A 15,354-nucleotide genomic window follows, 5' to 3' on the forward strand; every position below is an offset into this window, starting at 1 on the left:
TCAGCGGGTGCGGGCGCGTCCGAACAGCAGTCGCTCGGCTGCGAGCGCGGCGTTCAGGTAGGCGTCGACGCGGGCGGTGTCGGCGGTCTGCGGCAGCGGGTCCAGGCCGAGCAGGTTGCGGGCGACCAGCTTGGTCCAGGACCTCTGGGTGGGCAGCCGCCGCTTGCGGGAGGCGCCGGGGAAGTGCACCAGCACCTGGTCGTCGACGATCTGCAGACACCGGTTGAGCTCCGGGACGACCTCCCGGGGGCCGGCCAGGGAACCGAGGCTGTCCGACAGCCGCCTCAGGCGGGCCTCGACGGTGTCGCCGGTCAGGGCCTGGGCGTGGGTGATCAGGATGTGCGCGACCTCGCGGCCGTTCGGGCCGGTGCCCGGCCAGGTCCAGGACGCGAGCGAGGCCAGCAGTCGCAGTTCCGGCGCCGGTGGGGTGAGGATGACGGTCATGACGCCGTCCCTCCCGTGACCTTGAAGCAGGACCAGACGATCTTTCCGAACGGGGTGCGGTCCTGAACTCCCCAGCCGTCGGCGAGCACGCTCACCAGCGTCAGGCCGCGTCCGGAGATGTCCGTGTCGGCGGCCTGGCGGGCCTCGGGTTGCCGGCGGCGGCTGTCGTGCACTTCCAGGCGTACGACTTCTTTATTGGCATCCAGCTTGACCAGGAAGCCGTGGTCGGCGACGGTGCCGTGGACCAGGGCATTGGTGGCGAGCTCGGAGACACAGAGCCGGATGTCCTCGGCGCGGGCCTGAAAGCCCCACGCGGCCAGGGCGTCCGTGGTGAACTTCCGTGCCTGGCCGATGGATTCGAGCCGGGCGTCGAAGAACCGCTGGATCGTTTCGGTCATCGTCGCCCTCATGATTCGGCGTCCAGGACGCGGGTGGTTCCCGGGCTGCGGCGGCGGACGGGGCCGCTGTGGGAGATGGGCGGGTGTGCGGTGCGGGGTCGGCGGACCAGCAGCAGCCGGGAGCCGGCCGCCTCGATCCGGCGCCCGCGCTCAGCGGCTATGGCCTTCGGCCCTATATGCGACATGGCCGGGGCGATCACGCCATAGATGTTCGGCAGGGCCAGCACGTTCAGCAGCCCGGTGAACGCCGCGGAGTCGGGTCCGGGACTCACGTCACGGTCGGTGAAGACGCCGGACAGCTGCAGTTCGTGGCTGCGGCAGTACTCGGCGAGCGAGACGGTCAGTGCCGCCTGCCGGGCCGTAGGCACCTTCACCAGCCGCAGGAATCCGTAAACAACCGGGCCGCTGACCGGGCGATGCTCCGTGAGGGGTTCCATGCTCAAGACCGTCCAAAAAGGCTCGACAAGTGATGACCCCTTGAGCGTGGCCGCTGCCCAACTCCCGCCCAATCACCGCCTGTTCTACTTCCGTTCCACTTCCGTCCCGCCGACTGCACGGACCGTGCTTCGATGACCGGTGGAAGGGAGAGACGCGTGGCGACCGTGCACCACTGGACCGGCCTGGAGGCCAAGGCCCTGCGGTTTGTCCTGCGACTGAGCGTGCGGGCCTTCGCCCAGGACCTCGGCCTGGCGGTCGCGACCGTCTCCAAGTGGGAGTCCAAGCTCGCCGACACCGAGCCCAGACCCGACACCGCGCTCGGCCGCGCGGACGCCGCCGTCCACCTGCGCTTCGAGACGCTCCTGTCCGAGATGACCAGCGCCGCGTCCATCGCCCGGCGCCGCGTCACCACCTCCGGGCCCCGAGCGTCCCGGGCAGTCGGGCCCGCACTCGTACACCTCGATGCTCAGGTCGTGGGCGCCACTCATCCCGGCGGCGCGACCGGCTGACCGGGCGCCGCGCGTGAGCCGGGTGTTGCACCAGCAGCAGGCGTGTCCCGAGTACTGAGCCGCGTTCAATCCGCGCGCGGGTGGCGGCTTCGGCGTCCAGATCATGGCCGGTCGGTGAACGGAACCAGACCACGCTGTTCCCGGCAGGGCGCGCACGCGTACAGGGCGATGGGCGGGGCGCTGTTGCGCTCGATCGCGTCCACCAGGATCGCGGTCTCCGACGGGCCTTTGTGCCAATGGCACCAGCGGTGATGCTGCGGACTGTCGGTGGTGCTCGCGGTGTGCGTAGGCTGCGGCATGTCGACTCCAACCAGTCGGCCGTCCCCGGGACCGTTCGCGCGGTCGCTGGGCGTTGTTGTGCCTCCTGACGCTAGAGACGTGATGTGTACCGCTGCCAGGCTTGTGCACCGTTGTGCGCCTGAATGATCAGCCAGGGGATAAGGCTGGTTTGCGGCCTTGACCCAGCGGCTCGCACGGGTGACGTTGGTGCACATCAGTGCACGCACCATCAGGGGAGGAAAGCAATGGCCTTACTGTTCATCGGCATCGACCCGGAGACGGGACAGAGCGGGTCGCCCACCGCGTGGGTCGACACCGAGACCGCCGACGTCGTGCTCCAGAGCTACACCGCGGATGCCAAGACCCGAGACCTGTGCCAGGAGAACACCGCGCCCGGACACGACAAGGGCATCCCCGACCATGAGACCGTCATCCGAATCCCCGTCCACCTCGTCCCGCTGCTGAGGGAGGCCTGCGATGCCGCAGAACGAGCTGCGCTTTAACGATCTCCTCGAAGCCGCCCAACACTCCGCCGTGCACCTGGAGATGCGCGACTCCTACGGTGTCGGCGACGAGGCGGACGACTACCAGCAGTGGAAGGAGACAGGCCGGCGCGACGCCGACCCCGGCTCCGCCTACTGGGCGCCGTGGGTTGACCTGATCCAGCAAGCCACCGCCCGCGGCGTCACCGTCCGGCGCGCCCGTGTCGTCTCCGAACCGGTCACCGACTACATCCGGTACGAGCACGCAGGCGCCGGCGTCAACGCGCACGCGGGCGAACAGGTCCGCTGGCTGCCCCGCCGCCAGGCCGTCGACCTGCTGCTGCCAGGCTGCGACCTGTGGATCTTCGACGGAGCCCGCGTGCTGTTCAACCACTTCACCGGCGACGGCGACTGGGCTGATCCCCCGCTCGAACTCCGCACCGAGCCCGGCATCGTCAAGCAGTGCACCGACGCCTTCGATGCCGTATGGGAACGCGCCACCCCGCACGACCAGTACGAGATCCACTGACAGCAAGCAACAGACAGGCCGGCTCATGCCCCTCTCACCGTCGTCCTCGGCCCAGGCCGCGCGCGAAAGCGTAGCCGCCCAGCTGCGCGCCATCCGCAAGGACGCCGACCTGACGGTCGCAGAGCTGGCCAGCCTGTGCGGCTGGCACCATGCCAAAACGTCGCGCATCGAGAATGCCAAGACCCCGCCGTCACCGACCGACATCCGCCGCTGGTGCGCGACCTGCCGAGCCGAGACACGCGCCGACGACCTGGTGGCCGCGTCCCTCAACGCAGAGTCCCTGTACACCGAATGGCGACGGCGCACCCGCATGGGCCTGCGGCAGCTCCAGGACAGCTACATGCAACTGTTCCGCTCCACCGCACTGTTCAGGATCTACTCGCCGACCCTCGTGCCGGGACTCCTTCAGACGGAGGGCTACAGCCGCGTCGTGCTCAGCAGCAACGCCCGCCTGCTCGACATCCCAGACGACGCCGAGAGCGCCGCAGCCGCACGCGTCGAGCGGTCAAAGGTCATCCACGAGCCAGGGCACCGGTTCGTCCTCGTCATCGAAGAGGGCGTACTGCGCTACCAGCTCGGGGATCAGGACACGATGGCGGCCCAGCTCGGCTACCTGCTCACGGCTGGTGCGCTCCCATCGGTGTCGCTCGGCATCATCCCCGACGCCACCCCGCAGCGGATCCTGTGGCCGCAGGAGCTGTTCCACGTCTACGACGACACTCTCGTCTCCGTCGAGTTGCTGTCCGCGCAGGTCAACATCACGCAACCCGGTGAGATCGCCTTGTACCTGGCCGCGTTCGAAGAGCTGCGCAGCATGGCCGTTTACGGGGCCGAAGCGCGCGCCCTGGTCGTGAAAGCCATCGAAGCTCTGCGCTGACCCGGACATGCCGATGTGTTTACCCCTCCGCGTGGAGAGACGGGCCAACGTGCCCGCTGACAGGCTTTTCAGACGTCCTCTATTCGACGTTTACGCCGTCGGCTCGGGCGAGTCCGTCGAGTCCCTCTGCCCATCCCTGACCGATGGTGCGGAGTTTCCACACGGGCTCGCCGTTGACGTTGTGCCGGTACAGCTCGGCGATGACCATGGCGCGGATCTCCGGGTCTGCGGGTGGGCTGAAGGTCTTCAGATTTCCTGAACCCCCGGAAGATCGGCATCGAGACAACCTCGGCGGCCAGAAGTACGGGGGCGAGGCGTTCGGTGACGGCATGCCGCCCGGTGTCCCGGTCACGGAAGGTGATGTTGTGCTGCTGCCAGTGGTCGGGGTGCATCAGGAAGTCCTTGGGTCGGGTTCAGGCGGTGAGCAGGCAGGCGTCCCAGGCGGTGCGGGGTGGCTCCGCGCTGTCCCGGTGAGCAGTCCCAGCGCGGTTCCGGCGGCTCCGTCGAGGAGTCCGGCGCCCGCCGCGTCCTCCAAGAGCCGGGCGGCGGCGTCGTCAGGGGCGACGCCGGGCGGACCAGCACGGTGAGAAGGGCGCGGAGCTGTCCGGCGGAGGCCGGGGCGGCGGCGCGCGCGGTGATGTGGACGAGCCCGGCGAAGCCGTGCAACAGGCCGTTGTCGGTGGCGGCGCGAAGTTGCGCCGGATCGGTGAGCGCGTCCAGCAGGGCGGCCTCGGCCTGGGCTTGGATAGTGCAGGCAACCCTTCCCCAAGGCCGGGGTTACCCATGCGTTTCGCACGGTCAGTTGCTGACGTGTGTGACTATTGGCGCCCCTTCGCCGGATGACACCGTTCTTCCTGTCAGGCCGACACGGAGCCGGTACCGCGGACCGAGGGAGTGGACGTGATCAAGGGCTACGCCGCCTTCTGTGACGCGGACCCGCACTTCTATGACGCTCCGCACCGGTTGAACACCGGTCCGACCGGCGGAGCCGACCGCAGGGGAGAGCAGTACGCCGTGGCCCTCGCACCGGTCCCTGAGGGCTGGCAGCGTCACCGCGTCGGCGACTGGCTGGCCTTGCGGCCGGCAGACTGCCAACTCCCCGAGCAGGGATGGAAGATCCATGTGTCCGCGTGCCTCGGCAACGCCGAGTCCGTACTCGCGCGGGTCTCCACCTACTGCCAAGAGCAGCGTCTCGCCTACAAGTTCGTGCCCAGCCGCTATCTGCTGCACCATCGCAACGCCAAGTACGCGGATCGGGCTGCGAGCGGCAAATTCATCACTGTGTACCCGTCCGACGACGGGCGGTGCCACCGCGTCGCCGAAGACCTCGCCGTTCTCCTCGACGGCGAGCCTGCGCCCTACATTCTCAGCGACCTACGCTGGGGATCCGGACCGGTTCACCTCCGCTACGGCAGCTTCACCCGCCGCCATTGTTACGACGAGGAGGGGGAACTACGGCCCGCGGTTCGGCGCCCCGACGGACGCCTCGTCCCCGATCTGCGCGGGCCCGCCTTCCGGATACCCGACTGGATCGAGCCGCCGGCCTTCCTCGTGCCGCACATCGAAGCCCGGGCCGCGCTCACCGTCGGCGAACTTCCCTACGCCATCGAGAGCGCCCTGCACTTCTCCAACGGAGGCGGGGTCTACGTCGGCCGCGACCGTGCCACCGGTGAGAAGGTCGTCCTGAAAGAGGCCCGGCCGCACGCAGGACTGGCCGCCGACGGCGCCGACGCAGTTGCCCGACTGCGCCGCGAACAAGAAGCCCTGGAGCGGCTCTCCGGACTCGGCTGCACCCCGGAGGTACGGGGGACGTTCTCCGTCGGAGACCACCAGTTCCTGGCGATGGAGTTCGTGGAGGGCAAACCGCTCAACACCTTCTTCGCGCGCCGTCACCCCCTCATCGAGTCCGGCCCCGGCCCCGAGGCGCTCGCCGAATACACCGCCTGGGCCCTGCGTATCCACCGGCTGGTCGAGGACGCGGTGCACGCGGTGCACGCTCGCGGAGTCGTTTTCAACGACCTTCATCTCTTCAACATCATGGTCTCCGAGGACGAACAGTCCGTGACACTCATCGACTTCGAGGCCGCAGCCCACATCGACGAGGGCCGACGCCAGACCGTTGCCAACCCCGGCTTCGTCGCCCCCGCCGACCGGCGAGGACACGACGTGGACCGGTACGCCCTGGCCTGCCTGCAGCTCGCCCTGTTCCTGCCGCTCACCAGTCTGCTTCCCCTCGACAGGGCCAAAGCCCGACACCTGGCGGACATCGCCGCCGAGCAGTTCCCCGTCGACAGAAGCTTCCTGGACGAGGCGGTCGAGGAGATCACCCGCGGCACCAAGCGACCCGCTGCCGGACCCTACCTGCCCGTCGAGCCAGGCGACTGGCCACGCAGCCGCAACTCGATGGTCCGCGCCGTACTGGCCTCCGCCACCCCCGAGCGCGACGACCGATTCTTCCCCGGCGACATCGCCCAGTTCGCCACCACCGGCGGCGGAGCGACCTTCGGGTACGGCACTGCCGGTGTCCTGTACGCCCTCGCCGAGACCGGCTCGGACCCCCACACCGAGGCGGAGGAGTGGCTTCTGCGCCACACCAAGGTACCGGAGTCCGGCACACCGATCGGTTTCTACGACGGACTGACCGGCATCGCCTGGACACTGGACCGCCTCGGCCACCCCGAACGGGCCCTGGAACTCGTCGAGTCGGCGCAAGCTCGGCCCTGGGAGGGCATCGCCCCCGATCTCCACGGGGGCCTCGCCGGCGCCGGACTCGCCCTGGACTCCCTCGCGACCACGACCGGAACACCGGCCCTGCACGACGCGGCTTGGCGCTGCGCCGAACTGGTCGCCGAGGCCGTTCCGGGCATCACCCGCGCCGGGCTCCTGTACGGGGCGTCCGGACCGGCCCTGCTCTTCGTCCGACTCTACGAACGCACCGGTGATACCACGCTGCTCGACCGGGCAGGCGACGCACTCCGGCAAGACCTCGCCCGGTGTGTCCGCAGCGCCTCTGGAACGCTCCAGGTCGACGAGGGCTGGCGGACCATGCCGTACCTGGGCGCCGGCAGCGTCGGCATCGGCATGGTGCTCGACGACTACCTCGCCCACCGGGCTGACGAGGACCTCGAAGGAGCGCGTCGCGAGATCGTACAGGCCGCACAGGCCACCTTCTACGCCCAACCTGGACTGTTCCGTGGCGCCGCCGGCATGGTGCTGCACCTCAGCCGGACCACCGCGCCCGGCCCCGGCACCGCGCCGGGGGACGTCCGCCGACAGATCGACGCCCTGACCCGGCACGCCGTCCCCTACAAAGGCCATCTGGCCTTCCCCGGCGAGCAGATGATGCGGCTGTCCATGGACCTCGCCACCGGCACCGCCGGTTGCCTCCTCGCCCTCGGCAGCGCCGCCTCCGGCGGAGACGTGCATCTGCCCTTCCTCTCGCCGCCCCGGCGGAACCCACAAGCCGGTCCCGTACAGGGATCGTGAAGTGCACCACCCGCAGGACGTACGAACCGCTCACAGTTCCCGATTGAAAGGAAAGACGATGACGCTTCTCGACCTGCAGTCGATGGAGACCCCGAAGGAAGAGGCCACCGGCGACGTCGCCACCGGCAGCCGCGCGAGCCTGTTGCTCTGCGGCGACAGCAGCTTGTCCGTCACGACCTGCAACTGACACACCGGCCGGTCACCGGCCCGACGACGCTCACGCCGAGGTGTTAGCCCGACGAAGACAGCTCATCGACCGGAGTGCGACGCCGGCCCTCCACACCACGCATTTCAGCCGTTCCCGGGGAGGAGACCTCCGCCATGACATCCGGCCCGGGCCTCCCGGTCGCTTTGTCCGTCGCCGGGAGCGACGCTGAGGAAGACTCGGAAGTCCGTGCCGTCAGTGACGGCGTACTGCGCCAGGCACTCCGGCACAGCAGCGGACACAGCCTCGCGATCCTCTTCTGCTCCGTCACCTCCGTGCTCGTCTCGCTGGCTGAACCCGCGGTCCTCGGGCACGCTCTGGACCTGCTCCTCTCCCAGTCGCCGGGCGCCACCCCATGGACCCTCGCGTGCGCCGCGCTCGTCGTTGCGGAGATCTTGCTCGACTCCGTGGACGCCCTGCTCGTCGGAACCGTCAACGCCCGCTCCACCGCCTGGCTGCGTACCCGGACACTCGACCGGCTCCTGCGCGCGGAGCCGGACCGCGCCACCGCCTCCTTCGCGCCCGGGGATCTGGCCACCCGGCTCACCGCCAACGCCACCGAGGCGGGCACCGTTCCGGCCGCTTCGGCGGGAGTGTTGGCGGCTCTGCTCCCGCCTCTCGGTGCCCTTGTCGCGCTGGCCGTCATCGACGTGTGGACCGCCGCGGCCTTTCTGCTGGGGGTCCCTTTGCTGGTGCTGCTCCTTCGGACGTTCGCCCGCTCCTCGTCCGTGGCGGTCGGCCGGTATCAGCGGGTCCAGGCGGAGATCGCCGATCGGCTCGCCGAGGTGCTGGGCGGAGCCCAGACCGTCGTCGCCGCAGGCACCGCACGCCGGGAACGACGCCGCGTGCTCGCGGACCTGCCACGCCTCGGCACCGAAGGCCGTGCCATGTGGCGGGTCTACGGGCGTGCCGTCGCGCACAGCGCAGTGCTGATGCCGCTGCTCGTCTGTCTCGTTCTCGGTGTGGGAGGCCTGCGGCTCGCCGCCGGACACCTGAGCGTCGGTGACCTGGTCGCCGCCTCCCGGTACGCGGCGCTGGCAGCGGGCGCCGGGGCAGTGGCCGGGGTGGTCGGTTCCCTCGTGAAGGGAAGGGCGGCCGCTCGACGCACGGTCGAACCGGCACTCCTGTCCCCGGTCGCGCACGGTCCGTCGGCTCTGCCGGCAGGCGGACCGGGGACGTTGGAGCTGCGCGGTGTCGGTGTCGTGCGCGATGGCGCCCACGTCCTCCACGACGTCACCGTCACCGTGCCCGGCGGGACCACGGTGGCCGTCGTGGGCCGCTCCGGTTCGGGCAAGTCCGCCCTCGCCGCGGTGGCGGGCCGACTGACCGACCCCGAGGAGGGCTGCGTGCGTCTGGACGGCGTCCCGCTTGACCGGCTCACCGAAGAGGACCTGCGCACGGAGGTGGTTCACGCCTTCGCACAGCCCGCCCTCTTCGGAACCACGGTCGCCGACGCCATCGCGTTCGGCGCCGTCGCACCGCCCCCCGCGGCCGTACGCGCCGCCGCCCGTGCAGCTGGAGCGGACACCTTCGTGACGCGTCTTCCGCAGGGATACGACACCCCGCTCACGTACGCACCGTTGTCCGGAGGTGAGCGCCAGCGCCTGGGGCTGGCCCGGGCGTTCGCGCACGCCGGACGACTGCTCGTGCTGGACGACGCGATGTCCGGCCTGGACACCGTCACCCAGCGGGAGGTGGAGCGCGCGCTCGCCCATGACGTCCGTGCCGGCACCCGACTGCTGGTCGCCCATCGACTGTCGACCGCGGCCGGCGCCGATCTGGTCCTCTGGCTGGAGAAGGGCCGCATCCGCGGGGTGGGCCCGCACGACGTGCTGTGGCGGATGCCGGACTACCGCGCCGTCTTCACCGCCACGGACGCCGGACCCGACCGTCCAAGCAACTCTCGAACGGCCCCCGACATCGGTTCGCCGCCCGGTGCCATCTCCGGACACCAGGCAGCGGGGGAGAAGGCCTGATGAACGACGCCCGCCTCGCTGCAGCCACCGACGGCTCCTCGCCCTGGCACAAGGCCGGACCTTCGACACGGCGAGCCCCGGATGACCCGAGATGGATCAGGAACGATGAACGTGGCTCCCTGAGAGGGGTGTTGCCAGACGGTCGACGGTTCCTGCGCCGACACCGACCTGTCCTGATCGCACTGTCCGGATGGTCCCTCCTGGAGAGCGGCCAGACATTCCTCGGCGGCTACGGCGTCGCCCGCTCGCTCGATGACGGCTTCCTCGCCGGCCGTACCAGCACCGGCCTGCTCTGGCTCTGCGTCGCGGCCGGCGCCACGTTGCTCGGCGGCTTTGCCGTCCGCCAGGTCTTCAGAGGACTGGCCGACCTGGTCGAACCGTTCCGCGACGGTCTGATGCGCCGGGCGGTGGACCAGGCGCTCCGCGCCGCGCTCGCCGAGCCGGCACGAGCCGACCCGACCGCGGCCGTGTCCCGACTCACGCATCAGACCGAGATCGCCCGCGACAGCTTCGCCGGCCTGGTCCTGACCGCCCGCTCGTTCGTCTTCACCACGGCAGGCGCGCTGCTCGGCATGGCCTCGCTCGACCCGGCGCTGCTGATCGTCGTCCTGCCGCCGCTGCTGGTCGGACTCATCCTCTTCCTGTCCACCTTTCCTTCCATGGCGGCGGCACAGCGTGCCTATTTGGACGCCGACGAGGCATTGTCCGCGCTGTCCGGGCAGGTGGCCGCCGGCCTGCGCGACGTGGCGGCGTGCGGAGCCAGAACCCGGATCGCTGCCGAGGTCGGCAGACTGATCGCAGTCGAGGCACGGCTGTCGCGGAGGCTGGCCCGCTGGGCGGCCGTACGATCGTTCGCGCTCGGCGTCGCCGGCCGACTTCCCCTGGTGGCACTTCTCGCCGCGACCCCCCTTCTCCTCAAGGGCGGACTGACCGCGGGCGCCCTGCTGGGAGCGCTGACCTACCTGGTCCAGGCACTCCTGCCCGCTCTGCACGCCCTGATGACCGCCGCCGGAACGGCCGGCACCCGCCTCCTGGTCGTGCTGGAGCGGTTCACCGGCCAACCCGACTACCCTGCCCCGGCAATCCCGACTGCCCAGCCTCTGGTCGAATCTCCTGCGCATACGTCCGGACGGATACCTGCCGATGACCCCCGACCTGCGCGGCCCGCGAGGTCAGGCCGCTCCGGACGGATACCCGCGGCCGAGCTTCGAGGCGTGACCTTCGCGTACGGCACTGGAGCTCGCCCTGTGCTGCGGGAGCTGGACCTGACCCTTGAGGACGGCGAGCACCTCGTGGTCGTAGGGCCGAGCGGCATCGGCAAGTCCACCCTCACATCTCTGCTCGCCGGGATGCTCACGCCGGATGCCGGTTCGGTGCGGGTGGCGGGAGCCGCGGCAGGTCCCGACGGACCGGCGCATCCGCAGCTGCGCCGAGCACTCCTGCCGCAGCGGGCGTATGTTTTCAGCGGGACGGTTGGTGAGAACCTCGCGTACTTTCGGCCCGACGCCTCCCGTGCCGACCTCGAACGTGCCACGCGCCTCCTCCGTTTGGAAGACCTGATGCGGCGGCTCGGCGGCCTGCACGGGAGGGTCGACCCGCGTCGCCTCTCGTTGGGGGAGTGCCAGCAACTGGCCCTCGGGCGCGCCTATGTGTCCCCGGCCCCTCTGTTGTTGCTGGACGAGGCCACCTGTCACCTCGACCCGGAGACCGAGGAGCGGACCGAGCGTGTCCTCGCCGCGCGCCCCGGCACTCTCGTGCTCGTCGCCCACCGGATCAGCTCCGCTCTGCGGGCCGACCGAGTCCTGGTCCTGGACGGCGACCGAGCCCTTTGTGCACCGCACGACGCCCTTCTGGCCGAGTCGGAGCTCTACCGCGACCTGGTTGGCCGTTGGTACCACGACTCCGAATCCGCTGGGCAGGAGCGTGATCGACAAGCGCATCGGAGCGCCGCGCGCACGGAGGAGTCGGAGGGCCGCGGTGTGAGGGCACCCCTGCCCAGGCTTCGTGATGAGGACCCCACGGCGTCGAAGGGTGCGGTCACAGCGGTCGGCCCGGCCTGCGACCGCGACGTCAGACCCAGCCGGCGCCCTGCGTGATGCGGATGGCGTCGATGCGGTTGCGGGCGCCGACCTTGCGGGTCGCCGCGGCCATGTAGTTCCGTACCGTTCCGCTGGTCAGATGGAGTCGACGGGCGATCTCCGCCACCGTCTCACCTTCGGCGGCCCGCGCCAGCACGCTCAGTTCCCGTCTGGTCAGCGGCATTTGGGAAGCCTCGAGGAACCCACAAGCCAGTGACGCGTCCACGAACCGCTGACCCGCGGCCACTTCCGTGATGCCCTTGATCAACCGTTGTGCGGAGCTGTGTTTGTCCACGAATCCCAGTGCTTGGGCATCGAACGCTCTGCGCAGCGCTCCGGGTCGTCCAGCCGACGCCAAGACGACGAGCCCGGCGCGCGGCACCGGCACCCGCTCGGCCGTGTTCCCGGCGCCGCCCTCTAATAAGGAGGTCGCGCCGGGACAGTCGAGGTCGACCAGGCACACATCGGGGTGCAGCGCGCTTGCGTTCTCACGGGCGGATATCCAGCCCGCCGCATCCACGTCGAACGTGGGTTCAGTCTGAAGGAGTGCCGTCAGCGCGGAGCGCATCAGGCTGACGCTGTGCAGTACGAGCACCGTGGTCATGGTTGGCGCCTCTCGATCCTTCACCCGGCATGCACACACCAGGCATCCGTCTTGTCGTCCCTCCGGCTTCCCGAGAGGCCGGGACGGAACCCCGAATGGTTTTCGACGGTGGCTCACTTCCATGCCGTGTCGCGCGCCCTGATCCTTCCGGATATCAGCCGGACAGTCGCCCGTCGATCGCGTCCGGACGCATACGCCCTCATGACGGGGCGGCGCTGTCCGCGGCAGCGACCGTCCGTCGGCCGCGGGCGGACCGTGACGGTCGTGTTGTCCGCCAGGGCAGGCGGCCAAGAAAGGCGTGATCCATGCAGGTTCGGCGTCCACGCCGACCGACGGAGGATGAGGGCTTCGGCACTCGGCCGAGGTTCGCGTGCTCTGCCGGGCGGAGGCAGTCGGACGAAGCTTCGACCGATGAGGCAGCTAGGGTCCGTCTTCAAAGATCATCGAGTGATCTTCGGAGCTGACGGACACGACCTCGGCCGGCTTCCCGCCTTGGAGCCACTCATCGTGTCCCTTCAGGGTCCCCCACGCCTTGCGCCTACTGCCCGGTGCGGGCGTCGTGCTTGTGCTCTGGACCTAGCCCGCCAACCCTTCCGGCGGGTCCTTCACCGTTCCTGTTCGGGACCGACTTGTTCCTCGCAGGGGGCACGAAAATCTGTGTTGGCTGGAGTAGACATTGGGTGATCGTCTGGCTATGGTTTCTCTTGTAGTCGAGATCAGCAGGGCCCGGCAGACACGAACTGCCAGGTAGCAGTACATGTAGTTGGAATGTGCAGGACGGTGCGGTGGTGGAGTTCCGAAGCCAGGGTTGTTGCAGGTCGGCGACGGGGCTGACGATCGGACCGGGTGGCTCGCAGTGATCAGGGGCCGCCGTGAGCAGGACCGCAGTTGAAGTTGCAGTACCCGTTAGTGCAGTTAGCGGTATCCAGCAGTGAAGGTATGTGAGTGGTTCCTCGGTGAAGGCGTCGGCTGCGGGCGCGCGCACCGGGAGGTTCGGCAGTGGGGTTCTAAGCCAGAGCAGACGCAGGACGGGCGACGGGGCTGGCTGCCGAAGAGTGACGCTTCCTCAGGTCACCAAGCAGTTCGCATCACCCGTAGTACAGAGCAGTGCGCAGTACCAGCAATAGACAGCGCCCCTCGAAGGCGCTGGATCAAGAGGGAAAGAACGGAGGAGCGAGGCGCCATCAGGATCGCCCGGGCGGAATGGCTGAGCCCGGGTACCGCAGGACATCGATAGTGAGGTGGTCTCCGGTCGAGCAACCGCGATCCCCGCACACGCTCTCACCCCCCGTGAGCTCGTGCGGAAACAGTAGGCCGGTGCAGTATCAGGGCCGGCAGATGGTGTAGCAGTTCCTTCGGGGCCCTGGCACACATGGTGCCAGGGCCCCTCCACGCGTTCCACGAGAGAGGTGCAATGACAGCAGACGACTCCTACGGCCGGCTCGACGACGACGACTACCCCGCCTACACGATGGGCCGGGCCGCCGAGATACTCGGCACCACCCAGGGCTTCCTCCGCGCGATCGGCGAAGCCCGCCTGATCACCCCGCTGCGCTCCGCGGGCGGCCATCGGCGCTACTCCCGCTACCAGCTGCGCATCGCAGCCCGCGCCCGCGAACTTGTCGACCAGGGCATGCCGATCGAGGCCGCGTGCCGCATCGTCATCCTCGAGGACCAGCTCGAAGAGGCCCAGCAGCTGAACGCCGCATACCGACGCGAGACCGAAACGGCAGACTCGACGACCGCTGTTTAAGGAGCGGTCTGCGGCTAGCTGGAGGCGTCAGCCCTCTGCTGCTCGTGGTGGTGCTTGAGCGCGTTACGGGCCGCGAGGACGTCGGCCCGTGCGAGGCTGTTCCAGTACGCGTGCGTGACGACCGGCGTGGCGAGTTCGACTTCCCGCGCCCGTAGCGGGGTGATCTCCGCCGCGTCCTGGGCGTCCCGGCCGGGGAAGGAGGGCCGGGACGACACCTGCTTAACGATTTCCATCGCCTGCGGACACGCACTGGGTGTGGTTTCGGCCGCCGCGGTCGGCGTGTGGCAGCACGGCCAATCCCCCTACCGCTCGCCCTACCGGTTTTTCTACCAGGTCCCCTACCGCCAGCCCTGACGGCACGTTCAGGGTTTGTGTGCAATTCAGGCCCCTTGAACAGCTCCGACCCGCGGTGCCGACAACCCTTTTCCCTCTCCTTCGTTCCTGGCTAGGCCCTTGGCCGTGGTGGGTGATGGTGGGGCGCAGACACGAGAAGCACGGTGGGTTCGGGAAAGAGCTCGGGCCCGGCCTGGTGGCTGTCGGGCGTCGGGCGGCGGCCCTCCCCGCTCGCCCCGGCCACGAGCCCGGCGCGAGGAAGGACCGGACGTGGGGCACGGGAGGCGGGGTCGGAGCGGCAAGCGCGGTCCACGGCGGGCTGCTCGTGTGCCGCACCCGCGGTACCCGTTCGGCTCACGCGGACTTCCGGGCGCGTCTCGTTGTTCATGGCATGACGATGCAGGACGTATCGAACAGCCGTGACGACAGCGGAGCCCACGCCCCCCTCAGGGTCTGCCTGTCGCCGTACAACAGCCTTCAAGCCCGGCTTGCGTTGCGAGGCCTGCTGGACGACACCCTCGCCGGCTTGCTGCTCCTGCACCCGCTCACGGGCGAGTACCCGAGATCGCCCCGGTCCTGGACATGATGCGGTGCACGGCTGTGGTTCGGGAAAGTCGTGGGGCGGCCCGGCCGCGAAGGGTGAGTCGGCACCGGGCCGCCGCAACCTCACCCTGCAACAGCAGGAGAACCGGCGCCACGCGGGCACCGCACAGGGATGAGGGCCCGAAGCGGATCTCTTGGGCTTCGGGCCCTCGGTCGGCGCGCAGTCTCAAGAGCGCTGATATCCCGCGCACCGATCGGCTTAACGACATCCTGCCGGGAGCGACACGGCACAGCATCTCCTTCCGCAGGCGGACGAGTGAGTTTCGTCGAGCACGGCCGGCGACGGGCGAGTCGTCGCCTCGAGGGCAGAGGGCAGCAGGATGATCTGGGTGTCACGTCACCTCTCACCCCCACGTGAGG

Annotated in this window: 16 protein-coding genes and 1 pseudogene; 10 read left to right on the plus strand and 7 right to left on the minus strand. The window is 69.5% G+C overall.

What is annotated here, in order from left to right; translation table 11 throughout:
• From OG780_RS44260 to OG780_RS44270, 3 genes are read right to left on the minus strand one after another with little or no spacing between them, the layout of a single operon-like run.
• Complete coding sequence (locus tag OG780_RS44260; protein WP_328443395.1) at positions 1–444, minus strand: hypothetical protein; 444 nt, start codon at positions 442–444, stop codon at positions 1–3.
• Positions 441–842, minus strand: a complete 402-nt coding sequence (locus OG780_RS44265) for an ATP-binding protein (protein ID WP_328443393.1) — start codon at positions 840–842, stop codon at positions 441–443. Before OG780_RS44265 ends, OG780_RS44260 begins: the two co-directional genes overlap by 4 nt.
• 8 nt (positions 843–850) lie before the next feature.
• Positions 851–1,279, minus strand: coding sequence for a hypothetical protein (locus tag OG780_RS44270; protein WP_328443391.1), 429 nt, complete (start codon positions 1,277–1,279; stop codon positions 851–853).
• Positions 1,280–1,435: 156 nt separating this feature from the next.
• On the opposite strand from OG780_RS44270, the pseudogene OG780_RS44275 reads away from it, so the two are divergent.
• A pseudogene (locus OG780_RS44275) lies at positions 1,436–1,708 on the plus strand (hypothetical protein); the annotation flags it as partial.
• A 182-nt stretch (positions 1,709–1,890) separates the two neighbouring features.
• Here the strand turns inward: OG780_RS44275 and OG780_RS44280 are convergent.
• Positions 1,891–2,088, minus strand: a complete 198-nt coding sequence (locus OG780_RS44280) for a hypothetical protein (RefSeq protein WP_328443389.1) — start codon at positions 2,086–2,088, stop codon at positions 1,891–1,893.
• 225 nt (positions 2,089–2,313) lie between these two features.
• On the opposite strand from OG780_RS44280, the gene OG780_RS44285 reads away from it, so the two are divergent.
• The 3 genes from OG780_RS44285 to OG780_RS44295 are packed head-to-tail and all read left to right on the plus strand — an operon-like array spanning position 2,314 to position 3,956.
• The gene (locus OG780_RS44285; protein ID WP_328443387.1) at positions 2,314–2,571 is read left to right on the plus strand and encodes a hypothetical protein; all 258 of its coding nucleotides are present in this window, start codon (positions 2,314–2,316) and stop codon (positions 2,569–2,571) included.
• Positions 2,546–3,079 (plus strand): DUF6879 family protein, encoded by a 534-nt coding sequence (locus tag OG780_RS44290; protein WP_328443385.1) that lies wholly within the window; start codon positions 2,546–2,548, stop codon positions 3,077–3,079. Before OG780_RS44285 ends, OG780_RS44290 begins: the two co-directional genes overlap by 26 nt.
• 25 nt (positions 3,080–3,104) lie before the next feature.
• Entirely contained in the window at positions 3,105–3,956 is an 852-nt protein-coding gene (locus tag OG780_RS44295; RefSeq protein WP_328443384.1) for a helix-turn-helix domain-containing protein, read from the plus strand.
• A 79-nt stretch (positions 3,957–4,035) separates the two neighbouring features.
• On the opposite strand, the gene OG780_RS44300 is transcribed toward OG780_RS44295, so the two are convergent.
• Positions 4,036–4,164, minus strand: coding sequence for a TerD family protein (locus OG780_RS44300; RefSeq protein ID WP_328443383.1), 129 nt, complete (start codon positions 4,162–4,164; stop codon positions 4,036–4,038).
• 692 nt (positions 4,165–4,856) lie between these two features.
• Here OG780_RS44300 and lanKC point away from each other — a divergent pair.
• The 4 genes from lanKC (at position 4,857) to OG780_RS44320 (ending at position 11,719) form a co-directional block, all read left to right on the plus strand.
• A complete protein-coding gene (gene lanKC, locus OG780_RS44305; protein ID WP_328443382.1) occupies positions 4,857–7,442 on the plus strand; it encodes a class III lanthionine synthetase LanKC in 2,586 nt (861 codons plus the stop codon).
• A 58-nt stretch (positions 7,443–7,500) separates the two neighbouring features.
• Positions 7,501–7,629 (plus strand): mycelium formation morphogenetic lantipeptide SapB, encoded by a 129-nt coding sequence (gene ramS / locus OG780_RS44310; RefSeq protein WP_058940762.1) that lies wholly within the window; start codon positions 7,501–7,503, stop codon positions 7,627–7,629.
• Between the two features lie 134 nt (positions 7,630–7,763).
• A complete protein-coding gene (locus OG780_RS44315) occupies positions 7,764–9,623 on the plus strand; it encodes an ABC transporter ATP-binding protein (RefSeq protein WP_328443381.1) in 1,860 nt (619 codons plus the stop codon).
• Positions 9,624–9,751: 128 nt separating this feature from the next.
• On the plus strand, positions 9,752–11,719 hold the full coding sequence (locus OG780_RS44320) for an ABC transporter ATP-binding protein (RefSeq protein WP_328443379.1): 1,968 nt from the start codon (positions 9,752–9,754) through the stop codon (positions 11,717–11,719).
• Here the strand turns inward: OG780_RS44320 and OG780_RS44325 are convergent.
• The gene (locus OG780_RS44325) at positions 11,694–12,305 is read right to left on the minus strand and encodes a response regulator transcription factor (RefSeq protein ID WP_328443377.1); all 612 of its coding nucleotides are present in this window, start codon (positions 12,303–12,305) and stop codon (positions 11,694–11,696) included. The genes OG780_RS44320 and OG780_RS44325 overlap by 26 nt on opposite strands.
• 1,414 nt (positions 12,306–13,719) lie before the next feature.
• On the opposite strand from OG780_RS44325, the gene OG780_RS44330 reads away from it, so the two are divergent.
• Complete coding sequence (locus tag OG780_RS44330) at positions 13,720–14,058, plus strand: MerR family transcriptional regulator (RefSeq protein ID WP_328443375.1); 339 nt, start codon at positions 13,720–13,722, stop codon at positions 14,056–14,058.
• A 14-nt stretch (positions 14,059–14,072) separates the two neighbouring features.
• Here the strand turns inward: OG780_RS44330 and OG780_RS44335 are convergent, their stop codons facing one another.
• Positions 14,073–14,273, minus strand: a complete 201-nt coding sequence (locus OG780_RS44335; RefSeq protein ID WP_328443373.1) for a hypothetical protein — start codon at positions 14,271–14,273, stop codon at positions 14,073–14,075.
• 509 nt (positions 14,274–14,782) lie between these two features.
• On the opposite strand from OG780_RS44335, the gene OG780_RS44340 reads away from it, so the two are divergent.
• Complete coding sequence (locus OG780_RS44340) at positions 14,783–14,977, plus strand: hypothetical protein (RefSeq protein WP_328443371.1); 195 nt, start codon at positions 14,783–14,785, stop codon at positions 14,975–14,977.
• The last annotated feature ends 377 nt before the right edge of the window (positions 14,978–15,354 follow it).

Source organism: Streptomyces sp. NBC_00386 (assembly GCF_036063235.1).
GTDB lineage: Bacteria > Actinomycetota > Actinomycetes > Streptomycetales > Streptomycetaceae > Streptomyces.

Bases quoted from the DNA above. Each gene is read 5' to 3' on its own strand.
- OG780_RS44325 (WP_328443377.1), bottom strand. From the start codon at position 12,305: ATGACCACGGTGCTCGTACTGCACAGCGTCAGCCTGATGCGCTCCGCG.
- OG780_RS44265 (WP_328443393.1), bottom strand. From the start codon at position 842: ATGACCGAAACGATCCAGCGGTTCTTCGACGCCCGGCTCGAATCCATC.
- ramS (WP_058940762.1), top strand. From the start codon at position 7,501: ATGACGCTTCTCGACCTGCAGTCGATGGAGACCCCGAAGGAAGAGGCC.
- OG780_RS44340 (WP_328443371.1), top strand. From the start codon at position 14,783: ATGACGATGCAGGACGTATCGAACAGCCGTGACGACAGCGGAGCCCAC.
- OG780_RS44330 (WP_328443375.1), top strand. From the start codon at position 13,720: ATGACAGCAGACGACTCCTACGGCCGGCTCGACGACGACGACTACCCC.
- OG780_RS44290 (WP_328443385.1), top strand. From the start codon at position 2,546: ATGCCGCAGAACGAGCTGCGCTTTAACGATCTCCTCGAAGCCGCCCAA.
- OG780_RS44285 (WP_328443387.1), top strand. From the start codon at position 2,314: ATGGCCTTACTGTTCATCGGCATCGACCCGGAGACGGGACAGAGCGGG.
- OG780_RS44295 (WP_328443384.1), top strand. From the start codon at position 3,105: ATGCCCCTCTCACCGTCGTCCTCGGCCCAGGCCGCGCGCGAAAGCGTA.
- OG780_RS44270 (WP_328443391.1), bottom strand. From the start codon at position 1,279: ATGGAACCCCTCACGGAGCATCGCCCGGTCAGCGGCCCGGTTGTTTAC.
- OG780_RS44260 (WP_328443395.1), bottom strand. From the start codon at position 444: ATGACCGTCATCCTCACCCCACCGGCGCCGGAACTGCGACTGCTGGCC.
- OG780_RS44300 (WP_328443383.1), bottom strand. From the start codon at position 4,164: ATGGTCATCGCCGAGCTGTACCGGCACAACGTCAACGGCGAGCCCGTG.
- OG780_RS44315 (WP_328443381.1), top strand. From the start codon at position 7,764: ATGACATCCGGCCCGGGCCTCCCGGTCGCTTTGTCCGTCGCCGGGAGC.
- OG780_RS44280 (WP_328443389.1), bottom strand. From the start codon at position 2,088: ATGCCGCAGCCTACGCACACCGCGAGCACCACCGACAGTCCGCAGCAT.